16 protein-coding genes are annotated in these 21,356 nt (G+C 65.2%); 9 read left to right on the plus strand and 7 right to left on the minus strand.

Translation table 11 applies throughout. From position 1 onward, the window contains the following. Positions 1–2: 2 nt before the first annotated feature. The 7 genes from narJ (at position 3) to CSQ91_RS05445 (ending at position 7,186) form a co-directional block, all read left to right on the plus strand. A complete protein-coding gene (narJ, locus tag CSQ91_RS05415) occupies positions 3–659 on the plus strand; it encodes a nitrate reductase molybdenum cofactor assembly chaperone (protein WP_231958226.1) in 657 nt (218 codons plus the stop codon). 27 nt (positions 660–686) lie between these two features. Further along, on the plus strand, positions 687–1,373 hold the full coding sequence (gene narI, locus CSQ91_RS05420; protein WP_070256335.1) for a respiratory nitrate reductase subunit gamma: 687 nt from the start codon (positions 687–689) through the stop codon (positions 1,371–1,373). A 15-nt stretch (positions 1,374–1,388) separates the two neighbouring features. Beyond that, positions 1,389–2,135, plus strand: coding sequence for a peptidylprolyl isomerase (locus CSQ91_RS05425; RefSeq protein WP_034781603.1), 747 nt, complete (start codon positions 1,389–1,391; stop codon positions 2,133–2,135). Between the two features lie 102 nt (positions 2,136–2,237). After that, entirely contained in the window at positions 2,238–3,224 is a 987-nt protein-coding gene (moaA, locus tag CSQ91_RS05430; RefSeq protein WP_099387605.1) for a GTP 3',8-cyclase MoaA, read from the plus strand. Between the two features lie 44 nt (positions 3,225–3,268). Beyond that, a complete protein-coding gene (locus CSQ91_RS05435; protein ID WP_306508486.1) occupies positions 3,269–5,155 on the plus strand; it encodes a type IV pili methyl-accepting chemotaxis transducer N-terminal domain-containing protein in 1,887 nt (628 codons plus the stop codon). A gap of 23 nt (positions 5,156–5,178) precedes the next feature. Next, positions 5,179–5,841 carry a response regulator gene (locus CSQ91_RS05440; RefSeq protein WP_034781594.1) on the plus strand — a complete coding sequence of 221 codons (663 nt, stop codon included), beginning with the start codon at positions 5,179–5,181 and terminating at the stop codon, positions 5,839–5,841. A 133-nt stretch (positions 5,842–5,974) separates the two neighbouring features. Next, positions 5,975–7,186 carry an NnrS family protein gene (locus CSQ91_RS05445; RefSeq protein ID WP_099387607.1) on the plus strand — a complete coding sequence of 404 codons (1,212 nt, stop codon included), beginning with the start codon at positions 5,975–5,977 and terminating at the stop codon, positions 7,184–7,186. A gap of 7 nt (positions 7,187–7,193) precedes the next feature. Here the strand turns inward: CSQ91_RS05445 and CSQ91_RS29125 are convergent, their stop codons facing one another. From CSQ91_RS29125 to CSQ91_RS05470, 6 genes are all read right to left on the minus strand, one after another. Beyond that, positions 7,194–7,319, minus strand: a complete 126-nt coding sequence (locus CSQ91_RS29125; RefSeq protein ID WP_257217229.1) for a hypothetical protein — start codon at positions 7,317–7,319, stop codon at positions 7,194–7,196. Positions 7,320–7,378: 59 nt separating this feature from the next. Next, positions 7,379–10,804 carry a response regulator gene (locus CSQ91_RS05450; protein WP_099387608.1) on the minus strand — a complete coding sequence of 1,142 codons (3,426 nt, stop codon included), beginning with the start codon at positions 10,802–10,804 and terminating at the stop codon, positions 7,379–7,381. Between the two features lie 97 nt (positions 10,805–10,901). Further along, positions 10,902–12,401, minus strand: coding sequence for a response regulator (locus tag CSQ91_RS05455; protein ID WP_099387609.1), 1,500 nt, complete (start codon positions 12,399–12,401; stop codon positions 10,902–10,904). Further along, positions 12,398–12,760: an Hpt domain-containing protein gene (locus CSQ91_RS05460; RefSeq protein ID WP_052140072.1), complete on the minus strand. Its 363-nt coding sequence runs from the start codon at positions 12,758–12,760 to the stop codon at positions 12,398–12,400. Before CSQ91_RS05460 ends, CSQ91_RS05455 begins: the two co-directional genes overlap by 4 nt. Positions 12,761–12,795: 35 nt before the next feature. Continuing rightward, entirely contained in the window at positions 12,796–13,422 is a 627-nt protein-coding gene (locus CSQ91_RS05465; protein WP_070279451.1) for a response regulator, read from the minus strand. 128 nt (positions 13,423–13,550) lie between these two features. Further along, positions 13,551–14,195, minus strand: coding sequence for a hypothetical protein (locus CSQ91_RS05470; RefSeq protein WP_099387610.1), 645 nt, complete (start codon positions 14,193–14,195; stop codon positions 13,551–13,553). A gap of 352 nt (positions 14,196–14,547) precedes the next feature. On the opposite strand from CSQ91_RS05470, the gene CSQ91_RS05475 reads away from it, so the two are divergent. Together CSQ91_RS05475 and CSQ91_RS05480 are read left to right on the plus strand one after the other, a co-directional pair. Next, the gene (locus tag CSQ91_RS05475; RefSeq protein WP_306508489.1) at positions 14,548–16,971 is read left to right on the plus strand and encodes a membrane-bound PQQ-dependent dehydrogenase, glucose/quinate/shikimate family; all 2,424 of its coding nucleotides are present in this window, start codon (positions 14,548–14,550) and stop codon (positions 16,969–16,971) included. Positions 16,972–17,139: 168 nt separating this feature from the next. Beyond that, on the plus strand, positions 17,140–17,718 hold the full coding sequence (locus tag CSQ91_RS05480) for a hypothetical protein (RefSeq protein ID WP_143450953.1): 579 nt from the start codon (positions 17,140–17,142) through the stop codon (positions 17,716–17,718). 65 nt (positions 17,719–17,783) lie between these two features. Here the strand turns inward: CSQ91_RS05480 and CSQ91_RS05485 are convergent, their stop codons facing one another. After that, entirely contained in the window at positions 17,784–21,260 is a 3,477-nt protein-coding gene (locus CSQ91_RS05485; protein WP_257217230.1) for a DUF748 domain-containing protein, read from the minus strand. Positions 21,261–21,356 lie beyond the last annotated feature (96 nt).

The raw sequence follows: 21,356 nt of genomic DNA on the forward strand, positions 1-21,356 counted from the left end.
ATATGGAACACGCTATGCATCACTACCAAGTCCTTTCTCGCCTGCTGCTGTATCCCGAGCCAGAGCTGATCGCGCACCTGCCGCAGCTCGGCGCCGCGCTGGCGGCCGTGCCGGAGCAGCACGCGCTGCTGCGGCCCTTGCTGGCGCATCTGGAAAGCAGCAGCCTGATCGACCTGCAGCAGCAGTACGTGGCCACCTTCGACCGCAATCCGTCGCACTCGCTGCACCTGTTCGAGCATATCCACGGCGAATCGCGCGACCGGGGCCAGGCCATGGTCGACCTGATGGAGGAATACAAGCGCCACGGCCTGCAAATGGTGGGCGACGACTTGCCCGACTTCGTGCCCCTGTTCCTGGAGTTTCTGGCGCAGCTCGACGAGGAAGTCTCGGCACCGCTGCTGGGCGACGCCGTCCACGTGCTGGCGCACATCGGCCGCAAGCTGACGGCCAACGGCAGCCCGTACGCGCCCGTCTTCACGCTGCTCGAACGCCTGAGCCCCGTGGCGGCAGAAATGCTGGCCGAACCGCCGGTGCGCGACATGGACGAAGCGCTGGAAACCTTCGGTCCCGGTGCGGACGGCGTCGAGCCGTTGCTGCGCCAAGCGCCGGGCGGCGTCCATCCCGTGCATTTTCACCCGCAGCCGCGGCGCGCCGCTTGAATCGCGTCCGCATGAGGAGAGTACATCATGAGTAATTACTTGCATCAATTTGTGTATGGCATTTATCCATACATCGCGCTGGCCATCTTTTTCCTGGGTAGCCTGATCCGTTTCGACCGCGAGCAATATACGTGGAAGTCCGATTCCAGCCAGCTGCTGCACCGCGGCAGCCTGCGCCTCGGCAATATCCTGTTCCACATCGGCATCATCGGCCTGCTGTTCGGCCATGCGGCCGGCTTGCTGACCCCCGTCTGGGTATGGGATACCCTGGGCGTGTCGCATAGCCTGAAGCAGGGCGTGGCCATGGCGGCCGGCGGCGTGATGGGCGGCCTGTGCCTGGTCGGCATCCTGATCCTGCTGGCGCGCCGCTTCGGCAATGAACGGCTGCGCGCCGTCACCACGGCTGGCGACAAGCTGGTGATGGTGTGGATCTTGCTGACCTTGCTGCTGGGCCTGTCGTCGATCTTCGTCTCGGCTTCGCACATGGATGGCCACATGATGGTCTTGCTGATGAACTGGGCGCAGCACATCGTGACCTTCCGCGGCGACGCGGCCAGCTTCATCGTCGATGCGCCGCTGGTGTTCAAGCTGCACCTGTTCATGGGCATGTCGCTGTTCGTCATCTTCCCGTTCACCCGCCTGGTGCACGTGTGGAGCGGCTTTGGCGCCATTGGATATCTGGGCCGCGCCTATCAACTGGTGCGCCGCCGCTAAGAAAGGAGCTACATCATGGGAATCTCCGTCAATGGCATCGATATCGACGATGCCGACATCGCGCAGGAGCTGCCGCATCACGACGGCGCCGGCAATCCGCTGAAACAGGCCGTGCATGAACTGGTGCTGCGCCGGCTCCTGCTCGACGAAGCCGAACGCCTCGGCGTGCAGGGTGGCAGTACTGACGACCGCATCGAAGCGTTGTTTGCGCAGGAAGTGCGCGTGCCGCCCGCCGACGATGCGGCTTGCCGCACCTTTTATGCGCAGCGCCCGCAGCTGTTCAGCAGCGGGGCGCTGGTCGAGGCGCGCCACATCCTGTTCCAGGTGACGCCCGAGGCGCCGCTGGAGCTGCTGCGCACGACGGCGCAAGCCGTGCTCGATGCCTTGAAACTGGCGCCCGAGCGCTTCGGCGAACTGGCGGCGCAGTATTCGAACTGCCCGTCCGGCGCCCTGGGGGGCAACCTGGGCCAGCTGTCGCCGGGCCAGAGCGTGCCGGAATTCGACGCGCTGCTGTTCCGCCTGGAAGAGGGCGCGCTGGCCGGCCATTTGCTGGAAACGCGCTTCGGCTACCACATCGTGCAAGTGCTGCGCCGGGTCGAAGGCCAGGCCATCGCCTATGAGGCGGTGCAGGCGCAGATCGCCGACCGCCTGTCGCGCGCCGCGTGGCAGCGCGCCGTGCACCAGTACCTGCACTTGCTGGTGGGCCGCGCAGAGATCGCCGGCGTCGAGCTGGAAGGCACAGCCAGTCCGCTGGTTCAGTAGGCTGAAAGGCGTAGTCCGAAAGGCGTAGGCCGCTAGGCCTTCTGGGGCACAGCCAGATCGTGCCCCAGCCTTTACAATCAAGAAAGAAACAGGAGTAGCGTCATGGGTAGCGTCAAGTTGCAGGACCGTTTTGGCCGTTCGATCGATTATGTGCGGCTGTCCGTTACCGACCGTTGCGATTTGCGCTGCAGTTACTGCATGCCCAAGGGCTTTCGCGGCTTCGAGGAACCGAAGGACTGGCTGACATTCGACGAGATCGAGCGCCTGCTGGGCATCTTCGTTCGCCTCGGCACGCGCCGCGTGCGCCTGACGGGCGGCGAGCCCCTGTTGCGGCGCAACCTGCCCGAACTGGCGCAGCGGCTGACGGCGCTGCCTGGCCTGCAGGACCTGTCGCTGTCGACGAATGCCACCCAACTGGGCAAGCACGCCGTGGCCTTGCGCGCGGCGGGCGTGGACCGCATCAACGTCAGCCTGGATTCGCTGGACCGCGCCTGCATGCAGCAGATCACGGGACGCGACAGCCTGCAACCGATTCTGGATGGCCTGATGGCGGGCAAGGCGGCCGGTTTCGACCCGATCAAGATCAATATGGTGGCCATGCGCGGCGTCAATGACGGCCAGATCGAGGCCATGGCGGCGTTCTGCATCGAGCAGCAGTTCATCCTGCGCCTGATCGAAGCCATGCCCATGGGCAGCACGGGCCGCAATGCCTGCTACATGCCCCTTGGCCCCGTGCGCGAGCGCCTGGCGGCCCGCTTTGGCCTGGTGCCGCAGGCGATGGAGCTCGGTGGCGGGCCGGCGCGCTACATGGCGACAGCCGACGGGCGCTCGAGCATCGGCTTCATCACGCCCATGTCGCAGCATTTTTGCGCCACCTGCAACCGCGTGCGCCTGTCCGTCGATGGTACCCTGTACCTGTGCCTGGGCCAGGAAGAGAAATTCGCCTTCGGCCCCATGCTGCGCGGCGGGGCCACGGATGCGGAGATCGAAGCGGCGATCCGCGCCGCCATCGAACTCAAGCCGCAGCAGCATGATTTCAATACGCAGCCCGATAAAATCATCCGGTTCATGGCACAGACGGGCGGCTGAGGCAGTTTGCATTTACATTCAAGGGCGGTATGAAATTCAAGGCGATGTTTTCCTCCTGGCAGAAGCTGTCGACCAAGATCGTCGGCGCGCTGCTGCTCATGCTGGTGCTGGCCCTGAGCGCCATCGGTTGCACCCTGTTCCTGTCGTGGCAGCTGGAAGGCAGTTCGGCCGCCATCAACGAGACGGGCCGGCTGCGCATGCAGACCTACCGCCTGACCCTGCTGCTTGCCAGCGATGCCCGCGAACAGGCGCGCCAGCAAGCGATGCTGATCGACGAGACCCTGGCCAAGATCGGCCACGGCGACCCGCAGCGCCCCTTGTTCCTGCCGCCCAGCACGGCCATCAAGTCGGAATTCGAGCGCATCGGCGTTGCCTGGCGCGGCGCCTTGCGTCCGGCCGCGCTGGCCGCCGATTCCGTCGCGCGCGCGCGCCAGTTCGAGCATGACGCCGATACCTTCGTGGGGCAGGTCGACCAATTGGTGCGCCTGATCGAACACGATAGCGAACAGCGCACCTTCTGGCTGCGCGCCTCGCAGCTGATCCTCGTCGGCATGGCCGTCATCGGCACGGTCAGCATGATCTACCTGATGTTCATGCTGATCATCGAACCGGTGACGCGGCTGCGCCTTGGCATGCAGCGCATGAAGGAGCGCGATTTCAGCGTGCGCCTGGCAGTGGAAAGCAATGACGAATTCGGCCAGCTGGCCAGTGGCTTCAACCAGATGGCCGACCGCCTGCAGGCGCTGTACGGCAACCTGGAAGAGGGCGTGCGCAGCAAGACGGCCACCCTCGAATACCGCAACCGCGAACTGGCGCTGCTGTACGAAAGCGCCGCCTTTTTGCAGCGCCCGCAGCCCCTGGAAGACATTTGCGGCGGCTTCATGCAGCGCATCGTCGACTATTTCGAAGCCGACGGCTCCACCGTGCGCGTGCTCGACGCCGAGCGGGGCAACCTGCACATGGTGGTGCACACGGGCCTGTCCGAGGAGCTGGTGGCGTCCGAGCATTGCCTGAAGGTGGGCGACTGCCTGTGCGGCACGGCCGTCGAGATGAAGGTGGCGAAGGTGCACGACATGCGCCGCATCGACAAGGCGCACGAGCTGCGCTGCCACCGCGAAGGCTTTGCCACCGTCTCCGTCTTCCATATCCACGCGCACGAACAGCACCTGGGCTTTTTCAACCTGCATTTCCGCCATGCGCGCGTGTTTTCCGCGCGCGAGCTGGCCTTGCTGGAAACCCTGGGCCAGCTGCTGGGCATCGCGCTGGAAAACCTGCGCCTGGCCGCGCGCGAGCGCGAAATGGCCATTTCCGAAGAGCGCAACCTGGTGGCGCAAGGCCTGCACGACAGCATCGCGCAAAGCCTCAATTTCCTCAACCTGCAAGTGCAGATGCTCGACGACTCCGTGCGCAACGCCCGTTTCGACGAGGTGGCGGGCATCGTGCCGGCCCTGCATGCGGGCGTGAAGGAAAGCTACGAGGACGTGCGCGAGCTGCTGGCGAACTTCCGCAGCCGCCTGATGGAGGATGACCTGATCGGCTCCCTGCGCGCGGCGGTGGACAAATTCCGCCGCCAGACGGGCATCGAGGCCGATCTGCTGGCCGACGTCGACGGCGCGCCATTCCCCCGCGAGCAGCAATTGCAGTTATTATTCATCGTGCAGGAAGCGCTGTCGAACATCCGCAAGCACGCCCAGGCCAGCCACGTCGAGGTGCGCCTCGCCGATCACCAGGACTTTACCTTGACGATCAGCGATAATGGCGTCGGCTTCGATGCCGCCGCCGTGCTGGAAAAGGGCGACAGCCATGTCGGCATCCATATCATGCGCGAGCGCGCACAGCGCATCGACGCCACGTTCGACGTGCATGCCTGTCCCGGCGGCGGCACGACCGTCGAACTGCACCTGTCGCGCGAACAGCGCCGCGCCGCCTAAGTAACTACCTGAAAGTACAAAAAATGGAGACTCCCGATAAACCGATCACCGTCATGCTGGTGGACGACCACGCGCTGTTCCGCAGCGGCATACGCTCGCTGCTGCAGCGGCATACGGATTTTTCCGTCGTGGGCGAGGCGGCCGATGGCGTGGAAGGCATCAAGCGCGCCATCCAGCTGCAGCCCGACGTGGTGCTGCTGGACCTGAACATGGCCGGCATGTCCGGCGTCGAAGCGCTGCAACTGATGCAGCACGACTGTCCCGACACGGCCATCGTCATGCTGACCGTGTCGGAAGACGCGGAAGACCTGGCGACGGCCCTGCGCGCGGGCGCCTGCGGTTATCTGATCAAGAATATCGACGCCGACTACCTGGTGCGTGCCATCCGCCGCGCGGCCGCCGGCGAAGTCGTCATCGCCGAAGCCATGACGGGCAAGCTGGTGGCGCAGCTGCAGGCGGGCACGCGGCGCGAGGAACCCGTGTCGGAACTCGACAAGCTCACGCCGCGCGAAAAGGAAATCATCGACTGCCTGTCGCGCGGCGAGAGCAACAAGGGCATCGCCCGCACCCTCGACCTGGCCGAAAGCACGGTCAAGATCCACGTGCAGAACGTGCTGAAAAAACTCAACCTCACCAGCCGCGTGCAGGCGGCCGTGTATGCGGTCGAACACCGCCAGGGCAAGTAGCCCGGTAGAAGGGTCTGGCCCGCCGGGTCGGACCCAGGCCCACTGCCATCTATTTCGCTAGTTCTTTTTGCCGATAGCCGTCCTTGTGCTTTTAAAGTAGTATATTGAATATATCTTTAAAAGCGAGCCCATCATGGCCATCACCCCGATCAGCGAACCTTCTCCTTCTGCCGCCGCCCCTGGCGCGGCGCCCTGGCATGCCGGCCACGCCGTCTGGCAACTGGGTTTCCGCCCGTTCTACCTGCTGGCGGCCGTGTTTGCGGCCATCAGCATTCCCCTGTGGCTGGCCAGCTATTTCGGCGTGCTTGCGGGCGGCCTGCACGTGGGGCTGGGCTGGCATATGCATGAAATGGTGTTCGGCTTCGCGCTGGCCGTCGTCGTTGGTTTCCTCTACACGGCGGGGCGCAACTGGACGGGCTTGCCCACGCCGCACGGCGCCCAGCTGATGGCGCTGGCGGCGTTGTGGCTGGCGGGGCGCGTGGCCATGCTGTGCGGCCCCGGCCTGCTGCCAGCGCTGGTCGACTGGCTGTTCCTGCCGCTGGCCGCATGGCCCCTGTATCGGGTGCTGCGCCGCTCGGGCAATACGCGCAACCTGTTCCTCGTCGGCTTGCTGGCCTTGCTGGCGCTGGCCAATGGCCTGTTCCACGCGTCCGTGCTGGGCTGGCTGCCGCTGTCGCTGTTTGTGCCCGTGCAGGCGGCCATCTTCATCATCGTGCTGATCGAATCGGTGATCGGCGCGCGCGTCATTCCCATGTTCACCCGCAATGGGGCGCCAGGCAGTACGCCCGTGGCCAGCCCGCAGCGGGCCTTGATCGCCGTGGCCTGCATGGCGGCGGCTGCGATCGCGTGGCTGGCTGGTGCGCCGTCCTGGCTGACGGCGCTGCTGGCCCTCTGTGCCGCCGGCGTGTCGCTGGCCAACCTGCTGGCATGGCAGCCACAGCGCACCTTGCGCGTGCCGCTGCTGTGGATCCTGCACCTGTCGTATGCGTGGATAGGCATCGGCTTCGCGCTGCTGGCGCTGGCCAGCCTGCACCTGCTGCCGGCCAGCGCCGCGTTTCACGCGCTGACGGTGGGGTCGATGGCGGGCCTGATCATCGGCATGATGACGCGCACCACCCTAGGCCACACGGGCCGCCCGTTGAAAGGCGGCAGGGCGGAAGCGGCGATGTACTGGCTGATCCAGCTGGGCGCGCTGGCGCGCCTGCTGGCCGCCGTCGGTCCCGTTTCGCTCTCCATGCCGCTGCTGCTGGCGGCCGGCGCTTGCTGGTCGCTGGCCTTTGGCCTGTATGCGTGCGTGTATGCGCCGTACCTGTGGCGCGCCAGGGTGGATGGCCGCGAAGGCTAGGCTGGTATCAGGAAGGGCGCCAGACCAGCAGTTTCCTGATTTCCGGCGTCCAGTAGGACAGCGATTCGCCCACGACGAATAGCAGCAGGCCCAGCATCAAGGTTCTCAGCAGCAAATCCCTGCACCAGATCATGTCGTCTCCCTCACTTTTATATTGCCAATTTTGTCACTGCATGCCCCGCCAAATTGCGTTTATGGTATGGCCACTTGCTCGGGCGGCGGCGTCTGTGCCGTGAAGGCGGCGGCGGCCTCGATGGCCTGCGCCAGCGCCTGTTCCAGTGCATCGAGGGCGGCGGCGGCATCGTCGCCGGCGTGCAGCAGCTGTTCCGCATGCTGGGCCGCATGCAGGGTGGCAGGCAGGGCCAGGCTGCCGGCCACGCCCGCCAGCTTGTGCGCCAGCGCGGCGGCGTCGCTGCGGGCATTGGCCGCCAGCAGGGCGCGCATGGCGTCCACCGTGTTGCGATAAGTGCTGCCAAAGCGCGACAGGTGCTGGCGGTAGGGCGCTGCATCGGGCCACTGCGCCATCCCCTGCGCCAGGTCGATCGCGGGCGCCGCGCCGTTTGGCGGCACGGGCATCGCCATTTCGGCCATGGACGGCGGCAGGGACGGCAGCCCTTGCGCATGGCGCCGGTGCGCGCGCGCGATCAGGTCTATGGTCTGCGGCACGTCGAACGGTTTGCTGATGAAATGGTTCACGCCCGCTTCCAGCGCCGCCGCGCGCTGTGTCTGGAACGCCCCAGCCGTCAGTGCGACTATGGGCAGGTCCTGGAATTGCGGCAGCTGGCGCAGCGCGCGCGTCGCCTGCAAGCCATCCATGACGGGCATCTGCACATCCATCAGCACGATGTCGACGTCGGCGGGGTGCGCCAGCAGCCAGTCCAGCGCCTGCCGGCCATCGCAGGCGAATGAGGGCGCGGCCCCCTGGTCGCACAGGATATGCTTGACCACGTCGCGGTTGATCTCGCTGTCGTCGACCACCAGCACGCGCACGCCGGCCAGCTGGCGCTCTTCCAGCGGAGCAAGGCTGGCGTCCAGGCCGGCGGCCCTGGCGCGCTGCTGGCGCGCTTCCACCGTCGCGTTGTACAGGCTGGAAGCGGTCACCGGTTCGTTGAGGATGGCATCGGCGGCATTGGCCGGGTCGGTGCACCGTCGCGCGGGCGCTGTCGCCGGCGCGCCGCTGGCTGCCAGGATGACGACGGGGCAGTCCTGCGGCGGCAAGTATTCGCGCAGCGCGCGCGCCGTGGCTTCGCCATCGAGCCCCTGCATGCGCGCGGCCAGCAGCACCACGCCGGGCCGCGCATCCCCGGCGCAGGCCAGCGCATAATCGAGTGCCGCCTGGCCGCCGGACACGGCATGCACGTGCCAGCCCAGGCCGCGCGCCACGGCGCCCACCGCTTCGCGCGTGCCGGCGTTGCCATCGGCCAGCAAGACGCGCAGGTCCTGCATGCCCTGCATGTCGGGCGAGGACAGGGCGCCGGCGGGCAGCAGTTGCAGCGGCACCGTGAAACTGAATGCGCTGCCCTGGCCCAATGCGCTTTTCAGGTGCAGGGCGCCGCCCATCAGGCGCACCAGCTGGCGGCAGATGGTCAGGCCCAGGCCCGTGCCGCCGAAGCGGCGCGTGGTGGACGTGTCGGCCTGGGCGAAGGCGGAAAAGATCGCTTCCTGCACTTCGGGGGCGATGCCGATGCCCGTGTCGCGCACGCAAAAGAGCAGCACGGCGGCGTCGCCGTCCCGGCTCTCCAGCGCACTCGTCAGCTCGACCGTGCCTTGCGCGGTGAACTTGATGGCATTGCTGGTCAGGTTGACCAGCACCTGTTCCAGCCGCAGCGCGTCGCCCAGCACGTGGTCGATGCCATCGGGCAGCGGCCCGATCCGCACCTCAACCGGCTTGTCATGCGCGGCCACGCCCATGCTGGCGGCAATCTTCTCGATCACTTCGGCCAGGCGGAACGGCGCCTGCTCGATGGTCATGTGGCCCGCCTCGATTTTCGAGACGTCCAGCACGTCGTTGATGATGCCCAGCAGCGACTGGCCGGCGGCGCGGATCTTGCGCGTCATCAGCAGCCCTTCTTCATCCTGGCTGCCCCTTTCCAGCAGCCAGGCCATGCCGAGGATGGCGTTGAGCGGCGAGCGGATTTCATGGCTCATGTTGGCGAGGAATTCCGCCTTGCTGCGGTTGGCCGCCTCGGCGCCATCGCGCGCCAGCAGCATGGCCGCCTCGGCCTGCTTTTGCGCGGAAATATCCTGGGCAAAGATCAACGTGGCCGGCCCATCCTTGAGCATCACGCGCGTGCTGGTCTTGAGGATGGGCACGGGCCGGCCCTGCTTGTCCACGCCGACGGCTTCAAACATCTGTTCGCTGGCCGAATCGGCCTCGATCAGCGCCTCGTTGCTTGCCAGCGCCACTTGCGAGGCGGGCGTGAGCATGGCGCGCCAGGGCAGGCCGCTCAGGTCATCCTCGAGCGCGTAGCCGTGCAGGTGGCGGTAGCGGGGATTGGAATACACGAAGCGCCCATGGCGCAGGATGGCGATCGCCACGGGCGCATCTTCGATCAAGGTGCGAAAGCGCGTTTCGCTGTCGGACACGGCTTGCATGGCCTGGCGTTCCCTTTCCTGCTCCACCTGCCAGGCGGCTTGCTGCCGCCGCCGCCGCTGGCTCCAGAACAGCAGGCTGGCCGCGGCCAGGGCCAGCATGGCAAAGCAGAGGGTGTAGCCCAGCGCCTGCCGCCGCAGCGGGGCGGCGATGGCCGCTTCTTCGCGGCTCAGGCCGATGATCAGGGCGCGGTCCATGTGCAGCTCAGGCGGGGCGATGGTCGCCATGGCCATGACGCGGGGGGCGGCGGAGGCACCGGTCCCGGCAATCTCGACGCCGCTCAGCACGCCCGCCTGGTAGCCGCTGTCGCGGAAGCGCCGCAGGAAGCTGCCGGGCAGGTCCACATTGCCGCCATTGGCGCTTTTGGCCGGATAGTTCAGGAATTGCCGGCCGTCGCCATGCACCACCACGGCCCAGACATCGGCCGCATACATGGCGGTGCGGAACTTGGCCGTGAAGTATTCGCGGTCGAAGGTGGCCACCACGACGCCGGCAAAGCGGCCTTGCCGGTCCTGCACCATGCGCGACGCCGTGATGACCAGGTCCCGCCTGAAGGACAGGAAAGGGGCCGAGATGTACAGCATGCGCGCATCGGGCGCGTCGCGCGCCGTCTGGAAGTAGCCGCGGCGCGAAAAATCCTGGCCGGCCAGCTCCGGGATGTTGGTGGCGACCGGCTTGCCGCTGGCATCGATGACCAGCATGGTGCGCACGCCCGGCATGGCGTCGACCAGCGCGGCCAGGCGCCGTGGCAGGGCTTGCCCGGCGTCGGGTGCGGCGCCGGCGGCAAGATAATCACGGATCACGCCGTCGAGCACCTGATTCGTCGCCGCCAGGTCGACTTCGATATTTTTTGCCAGCAGCGCTGTCAGCACGCTCAGCCGTTCACGCTCGGCCGCATCGTGCCGCGCCGCCTCGGCCAGGTGCGCGTAGGCGAGGGCGGCAGCGACGATCAGCAGCCCGAGGAGCAAGAACAGCCATTCGATCAGTCGCCTGCACAACGCCGCCGCATCTGTGTGATAGCTCATGTGGCGATGCTATACCTGATATGCACGGAGAACAACTTTTACGCATGACTACGCAGGTGATAGTGTGGCCAATTTGCCGCCAGGCGGCAGCCGCCGGCTAGCGCGCCAGCCAGCGCTCGACCATTGCGCGCAGCTGGGCGGCCGTGAAGGGCTTGGCCAGATAATCGTCCATGCCGGCCGCCACGCAGCGCTGCCGGTCGTCTCCGGTGACGCCGGCCGTGAGGGCGATGACGGGCAGGCGTGGCGCGCCGCTGGCCGCTTCGCGGGCGCGCAGGGCCTGGCACGCCTGGTAGCCGTCCATGACGGGCATCATGCCATCCATCAGGACCAGGTCGTACTGCTGTTCGGCCAGCGCCTGCAGGCCCAGCGCGCCGTTCTCCGCCGTGTCGATGGCGTAGCCGCAGGTGCCCAGCTGCAGGCATACCAGCTGGCGGTTCAGCGCCGTATCCTCGACCAGCAGGATGCGCGCGCCCGGTGCCGGCGCCGGCGCAGATTCGGATGCGGATGGCGGCGCTGTCTCGGGCGCCGGCGGCTTGGCGGCATTCGCCGCTTCCGCGCCCGTTTGCAGCGCCGGCGCCATGGCCGCGTCGCGCTCCTGGCGTCGCAGCAGGGACATGATCAGGGCGATGGCCGCGGCCAGCACGAGCAGGCTGACCACGGCCGCGCCGCCCATGGTGCGCAGCATGCGCCGCCAGCCCGCTAGGTAGACCTCGTCCGTCACCGTCACGTTGATGGCCAGCGGATAGTCGCGTACCAGCCGTATGCCGGCCAGGCGGTTGACCGCGCGTCCCTGGTCGGCCACGCGCGGCGAGTCCACTTGCAGCACGCCATCGGTCTTGCCCTGTTCTAGCAGGCGATAGGTGCTGCCCGTCAGGTTGCGCTTGCCCATCATGGCGGGCACGGCCGGCCAGCGGGCCAGCAGCGTGTAGTCGCTGCGGTATAGGGAAAAGGCCGTGTGTTCGCCGATGCTGGTGCTGTGGAAGAATTTGCTGAAGAAGTCGCACGACAGGCCGACCAGCACCACGCCCAGGAAGCGGCCGTCCGGCCCGCTGATGCGCCGGCTGATATAGAAGGTCCAGGCGCCATTGCCCTTGTTTTGCACGGGCGCGCTGACATGCATGCCGCCGTCCGGATGGCGCCGGTGATACTCGAAGTAGTCGCGCTCGTCGAGGCGGATGGGAGGCGCGGGAAAGGCGCGGCTGAAGGCCAGCACGCTGGCATCGCTGCCGACGATGGACACCACATCCACTTGCGGCACGCCGCCGATCTTGTGCAACAGCATCTGGTGCATGGCCGGCGTGCCGGCGGCCGCGGCCAGCGCTTGCGCATCCACGGGGGCGGCGGCTTCGATTTCGTTGCTGACGCTGTCGAGCACCAGGCTGGCCGCCGTCATGCTCTGCGCCGTGTTTTCCGCCAGCAGCAGCGACAGCTTGGACAGGTCCTGTTTCCAGTCATCGACGGCTTCGTGGTGCAGCAGCACGCCGGAGACGACGATGCTCAGCGCCAGCAGGCCCACCAGCACCAGGCCCGCGACGGCCGCCGTGGTGCGTGGCCGGTAGCGGTGCGCCAGACGCAGGAGGGCCTGGCGCGCGTTCATGCCTGCGCGCCCGTGTATTCAAGCATGCTGCGGCGTACCTCCTGCTCCACTGCGCCGACCAGCGCTGCCGTTTCAGCGAGCCAGCCCGGCGCCGCCACGCCCCGGTGGCGCACCAGGTGCTCCAGTTCCGCGAGCCGCGCCACCAGGGTACTGGCGCCCAGCAGGACCACGGTGCCGCGCAAGGTATGGCAGCTATGCACGATGGCTTGCGCCGCGCCGCCGCGCACGGCCTGCTCCACGCGCGCAAACATGGCTGGCGACGTATCGAGGTAGGTCTGCGACAGGGCGCGGAACATCTCCAGGTCGCGGCCGGTGGCCTGGAACAGCACGGCAGGATCGATGTGGCGATAGGCTGGCATGGCGGCTCCGGGACGAGAGGGGAGGCGGTGGCGGGCTAGGCGGCCAGGCTATTGCGCCGCGCATGGCCGGCGCAGCAGGCGCGCAGATAGCCGCGCAGTTCGTCGTAATTGACGGGCTTGGCAAAGAACACCACGCCGGGTGGTACGCCGCCCCGTTCTTCCAGTTCCTCCGGCGTCAGGCTCGACAGCATGGCGATGTGCATGTCCGCCAGCAGCGGGTCGGCCAGGATGGTGCGGATCACCTCGTAGCCGTCGATGCCTTCCATGATGATGTCGGCCAGCAGGATATCGGGCTGGTCGCGGGCAATTTCCATCAGCGCCTGGTAGCCGTTCTCGCAAAAGCGCAAGCTTGCCTGCAAGCCCCATGCGCCGATCTGCTTTTCATACAGCGCGCGTTCGATGGGATTGTCTTCGATCACCAAAATCGAGGGCGGGCGGCCCGATGGGACGGGGCGGCTGGCCCGCGCCGCGCGCTGGTCCTGGCCCGGCTGGCCGGGATTGCCCTTGTAAGCCTCGACAGCCGCGAGGGGAATGCGCCGGTGGCCGCCCTTGGTCTTCCAGGCTTCGATAACGCCGGCCTCGACCAGTTGCTGCACCGATGTGACCGAGATGCCGAGGATTTCGGCGGCCTTTTGGGTAGTGCAAACGTCTGCAGTGTGCATGATGGGTTCTATGGTCGCGGATGAAGTTAAAGGGAATGATACGCAATCGCGCTGAAGAAATCAATTTTAACGAATTAGATGAATTCACTAAAAACCTTGCATGTCGCGCACCGGCTCCTGACGCACGCTCATGGCCGGCTTGCTATGCCGCTGCAGTCATCGGCCCGCGCCACGTCCGCCGTTTGCAGGGCCGTGACGGCTTGCGACAGCGCATCGAGCGCCACCAGCAGTTCCGCGTGCAGGCGGCGCAGCGCGCCGATATCGTTGGAAAAACCCGCATGCACGGCCTGGCGCGCCAGCGCCTGCAAGGGCAGCAAGCCCATGGCGTGGCTGCCGTCGAGAATTTCCTGCGCCAGCACTCTTGCCGGGGCCGTCCGCTCGCAGCGCAGTGCATGGGCGATGCCGGCCAGACGGTCGCGCGACTCGGCCACGAACAGTGCCAGAATCTCGCCCTGCAGGCGCCGGTCGTGGCCGAACATGGCGTCCAGGCGGGCTGCCTCGAATGGCGGCGTATCCGGCGCCTTGGGTGCTTGCGGCGGCGGTGCGCTGTCACCCACTTTGGCCGGCGCCGCCGCCTTGCGCGTTTGCAGCAGCGCATGCAGATCGGCCGGCGTGCCGCCAGCGCCCGGCGCGCGGCCAGCCTGGTGCCAGCGGGTGCGGCGCCAGAGCAGGGCGGCCAGCAGCAACAGCAGGCCTGCCAGCGCCAGCGCCGGACGCATCAGCGACAGGTCTTCGCAGCGAAGGAAGGGGTGAATGGCAAGGAATGCGTTCATGGCAGTGCTCCAGTGCGGTCTATGCAAGTGATCCTGCGTGATGACTGACCTGAAATGCTTGGCTTGGATGTTTTCATTTTACGATAAAAAATCGTTTTATTCGAGAAATTTGTTGTTTATTTAGTTTATTCATTTTTTTCATCAAAAATCATATGGTTGTGGCGGGCTGGATGCTCAGCTCGTGTATAAAAAGCCACACGGCATGCATCGGACGCTGTGGCGTGTGGCACGCTTTGCCAATTAATGAAAAAATGCAATTTCCTTGATCGCCATCAAATACGGTGCGCAGGCGCGTGCCGCCGACTGACTCTTGTAAAGGAGCATCATGACTGCCTCTGCCCGGCCTGGACCCTTGCTTATCATCACCGCAGTCATCTTCATCGTGCTGGGCCTGGCGCTTGCCGGCGGCGGCGCCTGGCTCGTCAGCCTCGGTGGTTCCTGGTATTACGTCGTGGCCGGTATTGGCATGCTCATCGCGGGTGCGCTCGTGTGGAAGGGACGGCGCAGCGCCCAGCTGTTTCTCGCGCTGCTGCTGTTCGCCACCCTGATCTGGTCCGTGATCGAAGTGAAGTTCGATTGGTGGCAATTGCTGCCGCGCCTCGATATCTGGTTCGCTGCCGCCGTCTGGCTGCTGCTGCCGTTCATCGACCGCCGCCTCGATCCGCCCTTGACGGCCGGGGCGAAACCGCGCGACGCGGGCAAGAGCGCGCTGGCCGCCGCCGTGGTGCTGACGGCTGCCGTAGGCGTGTTCTCGCTGTTCCAGGATTACTACACCCTGCACGGCGAAGTGCCGGCCGAGAACATGGCCGCCACGCCGCAAGGCGATTTCGCGCCCGGCGTGGCGCCCAACGACTGGGCCGCATATGGCCGCTCAGGCTATGGCGACCGCTATGCGCCGGCCGCGCAGATCACGCCGGCCAACGCGGCGCAGCTGAAACAGGCGTGGGTGTACAACACGGGCGACTTCAAGGGACCGAACGATCCGGGCGAGATCGCCAACGAAGTCACGCCCCTGAAAGTGAACGGCATGCTGTACCTGTGCACGCCGCACAACATCGTCATCGCGCTGGACCCGGACACGGGCAAGGAGATCTGGCGCCACGATCCGAAGATCAACCGCGACGCGTCCAGCTACCAGCACATGATCTGCCGTGGCGTGGCCTATTGGGACGTCAACGCGGGCCGCGCCAAGGGCGACCCGGCACCCGAAGCTGCCACCATGGAATGCCCGCGCCGCATCCTGGCGCCCACCATGGATGCGACCCTGATCGCCGTGAATGCCGATACGGGCGAAGCGTGCAAGAGCTTTGGCGAAAACGGCGTGATCGGCCTGTACCATGGCATGGGCATGAAGAAGCGGGGCTTTTTGATGCCGACGTCGCCGCCGGCCGTGGCGCAGAACGTGGTGGTGATGGCCGCCAGCGTCACCGACAACTTTTCCACGGAAGAGCCGTCGGGCGTGATCCGTGGCTACGATCCCGTCACCGGCAAGCTGATGTGGAACTGGGATGCCTCGAACCCGGACGACACGGCGCCGATTGCCGATGGCAAGACCTACACGAACAACTCGCCCAATTCCTGGGGCGTGTCCAGCGTCGATGAAAAGCTGGGCATGGTCTATATTCCGATGGGCAATGAAACGCCCGATACCTGGGGCGGCAACCGCAATCCCCATGGCGAGAAATACAATAGCGCCATCGTCGCGCTGGATCTGGCGACGGGCAAGGTACGCTGGGTCTACCAGACCGTGCACCACGATATCTGGGACATGGACATCGGCGGCCAGCCCACCCTGGTCGATATCGACACGCCGAAAGGGAAAGTACCGTCCGTGGTGGCCACGACAAAACGGGGCGACATCTATGTGATCGACCGCCGCGACGGCAGCCTGGTCGTGCCGGCGCCGGAAAAACCCGTGCCGACGAGCAATCCAGCTGCCGGCGACACCCTGTCGCCCACGCAGCCATTCTCGGCCCTCACTTTCTTGCCCGAGAAAAACATCAGCGAAACGGATATGTGGGGCACGACGCCATTCGACCAGCTGGCGTGCCGCATCATCTTCCGCCAGCACCGCTACGAAGGCCCGTTCACGCCGCAGACGGTGGCCGAAGGCAAGATCAAGGGCGCCATCATCTCGCCGGGCCCGCTCGGCATCTTCGAGTGGGGTGGGGCGGCTGTCGATCCCGTGCGTCAATTGCTGCTGGTGAATCCCGACTACATGGGCTTCCTGGAACGCCTGGTGCCGCGCGCGCAAGCCAATGCGAAGGGCGGCACGGGGTCGGAAATGGGCTTGCAGCCGCAGACGGGCGTGCCATTCGCCGTGGAAATCAAGCCCTTCCTGTCGCCGCTGGGCTTCCCGTGCCAGGCGCCGCCGTGGGGCTATATCGCCGCCGTTGACTTGCGCACCATGAAAAAAGTGTGGATGCACAAGAACGGCACCACGCGCGACAGCGCCCCAGTCCCCATCGCCTTGCCGCTGGGCGTGCCCAGCCTGGGCGGCATCAGCACCACGGGCGGCGGCGTGGCTTTCCTCAGCAGCACGCTCGACTACTACATCCGCGGCTACGACATGCGCAACGGCAAGACCGTGTGGAAAGCCCGCCTGCCGGCCGGTGGCCAGGCCACGCCGATGAGCTATGTCTCCGACAAGACGGGCAAGCAATATGTCGTCGTCATGGCCGGCGGCCACGGTTCGCTCGGCACGAAGATGGGCGATAGCCTGGTGGCGTTTGCCTTGCCGGACGAGGTGGTGAAGGAGGGCGGGAAAGGGAAGTAAGCAAGTCCGGTGCGGCACTGTCAATTGACGGTGCCGCACATTGTATTGACGAGCGGTTCCGGGATTAATTGACGCTGCCGGTTTTTATATTTGCATGTTGCTTGTGGGAATGCCATTTGTTAGACTGCAACTCGGTATTTCACTTCAAATAATGTGTGAATCATTTCAATGACAAAGATACGACTTTCCGCAATAACAGCAATTCTCCTTTCCTTGATCGCCTGTTCTCCCAAAGCACCTGATGCCAATACGCAGGCTGCGGCAAATAGCAGCCCTGTTGCCGCTGTTGCGGAAGTCAAGCCGGAAAGTCCATGGTATTACTTCACCAACGAAGATAAAATGAGCGGCGATATGGTCTACTTTGCCAATGTGCATAGTAGTAATACTGTCGATTTTGCTTTTCCGTATAACGGTGTGCAGACCGCCAGTCTGATGCTGATGAGTGATAGTCGGCCGAAGAAGAGTGTAATGTTCTCGATCAAGAAGGGCCAGATATTGTGCCAATCCTATCAGGATTGCCTGGTACAGGTGAGATTCGACGACAGTCCGCCGGGTTATTACAAGGCCGTTGGCTCATCTGATCAAAGCACGACAACGATCCATTTTCGCGATGGAGATAAATTTTTCAAGGAATTGCAAAAAGCAAAAAGACTGCGCATTGCAGCGGAAATGTATCAGGAAGGATCGCCTGTATTTGAATTTGATGTAGGCACATTCGATCTGCAAAAATTCTTGCCCAAGAAATAAATTCAAATAAAGTTGTTTTCTGGTGAAAGGCGTTGTCCGCAAGCTTGTTGCGGACAACGCCTCTTTTATTGCGCCGCCAATCCCAGCTTCAAGCCCACCAGCTTGCCCGGCGCGGCCTCCGTTTTTTCCGGTGCGCCCGCGCTGACCCTGGCCGCCGGCGTGCCGTCCTGCTGCAGGGCTGCCAGGATGGCCGCGCTGCGCTGGGTGCCCAGCTTGCTCAAGGCGTCGGCAGGCAGGGGCTGCTTGGCTTCCAGCTGCTCGCGCAAGCCGTTGTAGAAGGCGCTCGTATCGGCCACTTGCGGCTCTCCTTCGATCAGTTTGCCCAGGCGTTGGAAGACGGGGATCTTGGCCGCCGCCGGGGCGGAGGCGCTGGCGGATGCCGCCGCTGCGGCCGCTGTGGCTGGTACGGCCGATTCCGCCGCCTTTTTCTGCTTGTCCAGCTCAGCCTTGCCGAAGCGTTCCGCGTACAGGTCGCGCAGGGCGCCCCGTATCTTGCGCTCGCCCAGGTTCAGCGGTCCCGGTTCCTCGCCCGCTTCCAGCTTGATGCCGGCCTTGGCGGCGACGGCGCGGCGCACGGCCTGGGCGCGCAGGGCGGCCGCGTCCGTGTCGCTGTACTGACCGGGTACGGCCAGCTTCAGCTGTTCGCGCTTGGCCAGGATCTGCGCCACCTGCTTGAGTTTTTCCCGTTCCGGCGGCAGCAGCACGGCGCTGCCCGCATCGAAGTCGATGGCTTCGAGCTTGTCGGCACTGATGCCCAGCAAATTGCCCAGCGCGCGGAACGGCGCCGTGACGATTTTCGTCAGCACATTGCCCACGGCTTTCCAGATCAGGGCGCCATAGCTGAATTGCGGGTCGTTCATGTCGCCCGACACGGGCAAACCCAGGTCGATGCGTCCGTCCGAATCCTTGAGGATGGCCAGCGCCAGTTCCAAAGGCAGTTTCAATGCGTCCGGACTGTCGATGCGCTCGCCCAGGGTCAGCTTGTCGAGCACGATCTGGTTGGTGCCGTCGAGCTGGCGGTTGCGCACCTTGTATTGCAAGTCCAGCGAAATCTTGCCTTCAGCCACCTTGTAGCCGGCAAACTTCATCGTGTACGGCGAGGCGGACACCATATCGACATTCTTGAAGACCACGTTCAAGTCCGTATTGTCGGTGGGCGCAAACGGATTGAGTTGGCCACGCACGCGGGCCAGGCCGAATTCGTCGATGCGGCCGTCAAGTTCGATCTGGCTGCGCGCATCGCGTTTCGTCGACAGGCCCGTGACGACGCCATTCAATTCATATATCTTCGCGGCGAACTGGGGCCGCAAGCTGAGGTCGGCAAAGTCCAGCTTGGCGTTTTGCAGGCGCACGCGGCGCACGCGCACGGGGAAGGCGGCGTCCGCTGCCGGCGTGGCGGTGGCAGGAGCCGGGGCGGGTGCAGTGGCTGGTTCCGGCGCCTTGACCAGCAGGCGCTGCGCGTTCAGGCTGCGGTCGTTTTCGATGATCAGCTGGGCGTTCGGTTCCACCACGCGCAGTTCGGGGATGTCGACAAAATCGGGCCCCACGCTGGCCGTCAGCTTGTCGGCGCGCACGCTCTTCCACGAGGCAAAGCGCTTGCCATCCGTTTCATTGAGCACCAGGCCTGCGATATCCACGCCGCCCACATAGCGTACTTTCGGCGCTTTCGGCACGCCGCCGCCCGTCGTCAGGCGGCCGCTGCCGGAGAGCGATCCGCCCGCCAGCTTCAGTTTCACATGCTGCGCCAGCAACGGTTGCACAGGTGCCAGGGTCAGCTGTTTCAAATTCAATTGCGCATCGACGGCGCCAGTGCCCGGCACGAACTTGCCATTGGCCGTGAGCACGCCGCCTTCGCGCAGGCCCACGCCCAGCTCGAAAGGCAGCGCCTGCTGCATGTCGTTGCTGACGTTGTGCAGGGACAATCTGGCATCCTGCAGGTTGCCCTTGATGCCAGTGCCCGCATCGTCGAAACGGGCGCCGAACTTGCTCAGTTCCACCTTGTCCACCTTGGTGGACCAGGGCGCGGACGGGGTTTCCTTGTCTGCGTCGGCTTTGCCGGAGGCAAACACGGGCAGCTTTTGCGCAATCGCAAATTCGCCCTGGCGGTTGCGCGCCAGGTCGATCTGCGCGCCGCTGGCCGTCACGGCGCCCAAGTGCACGGTATGTGCCGCCAGGTCGATCTTGCCCTCTGTAAAGCCCAATTGGGCCAGCTTGAACGGTGTTTGCGCGCCCCGCTGCATGGCGAGGTCCGCCAGGCTGAAGCTCGCGCCGTCGATCACGGTGGCCATGCCCGCTGGACCTTGTTGCAAGGCCAGCTGCAAGTTCAGCTGCAGCTGCCTGGCGCTCAGCTGCAAGGCTGGCGAGACGGTTTCATCGATGGCGGACACGTCCACATTGGCCAGCGCCAGCTGTTTTAAATCCACCTTCCATTTGCCAGGCTTGGCTGGTGCGGCTGGCGCGGTGGCGGCGGGCGCGGGATTGCCCGGCAGCATCAGGTTCGCCACGTCGATCTCGCCCTTGCTGTCGCGCCGCACGGCCACCTTGCCGCCGTACAGATTGATTTTATCCACCGTGACGTTCTGGCGCGCCAGGTCCACGTTCACGCCGGCGATGCCCAGGGTATCCAGCGATGTGAATGGCGCGCCCTTGCCATCTTGCACCAGCGCCAGGTCGCGCAAGGCCAGGCCCGCGCCTTTGACGGTCGCTTCCAGCTTGCCGTCCGCATAGGAAAAAGCGTAGGGCAGGCGCGCCGACAATTGGCCGCTCGTGACTGTGGCGCGCGTATAGGCTTTCAAATACGCGGCCAGGCCGGGCAGGGAAGCGTCGTTCAGTATCAGCTCGCCTTCGCCACGGATGGGGCTCAGCGAGGCCGTGCCGCGCCAGTGCAGCTTGCCGCCGCGCGCCGCATCGGCGCTGAGGCTGTAGCTGCCGTTGGCGTCGGGCAGGGTCGAGATATTATCGAGTGTAAAGTTGATCGGCGTAAAGTTGTCCGCATACCCCGCCTTCTGGTCTTGCCAGTCTACTTTGCCTTGTTCCAGGGCAAAGTGGGCGATGACGAGGCGCGGCATGCCGCCGTCGCTCTTTTCCGGATGGTTGCGTTGCCAGGTGGCCAGCACTTCGGCCAGGTTGAACTTGCCGTCCGGCGTGATCGTCAGCTGCGCTTGCGGCGCCGTGATGCGGATTTCCGCCAGGCTCCAGGCGCGGCGCACGATGGATTTCCATTCCAGCTGCACGGCCAGGGCGCCGATGGACAGCAGCGGCGCGCCGCTCTTGCCATCCGCGCCGGGCGCTTCCTTGAAAGCGATCTGGTCCGCTTCCAGTCGCAAGGTAAACGGGTTGAAGCGCACGTCAGCGATGCTGGCCTGGCGCGCGAGTTCTTTCTCGGCAAATTTGGGTAACTGGTTTTTGATGACGTAGGGCACCAGCCAGAAGCCGGCCGCGCTGTAGGCGGCCAGGGCGCAGCCTGTGCCGACGGCCCAGCGCTGCCAGCGTTTCCAGCGAAATGTTTTCGTCTGCACGCTTTTGTTGTCGATTGTGTTCACGAACTTACCTTTAATATTCTTGTTAGGCGGCGCAATCTGCGCGCCGTGACTGTCAGTATGCCTCTTTGCGGCCTCGTCTGCAAAATCCAAACGTGT

The organism is Janthinobacterium sp. BJB301, assembly GCF_002735685.1.
GTDB lineage: Bacteria > Pseudomonadota > Gammaproteobacteria > Burkholderiales > Burkholderiaceae_D > Janthinobacterium > Janthinobacterium lividum.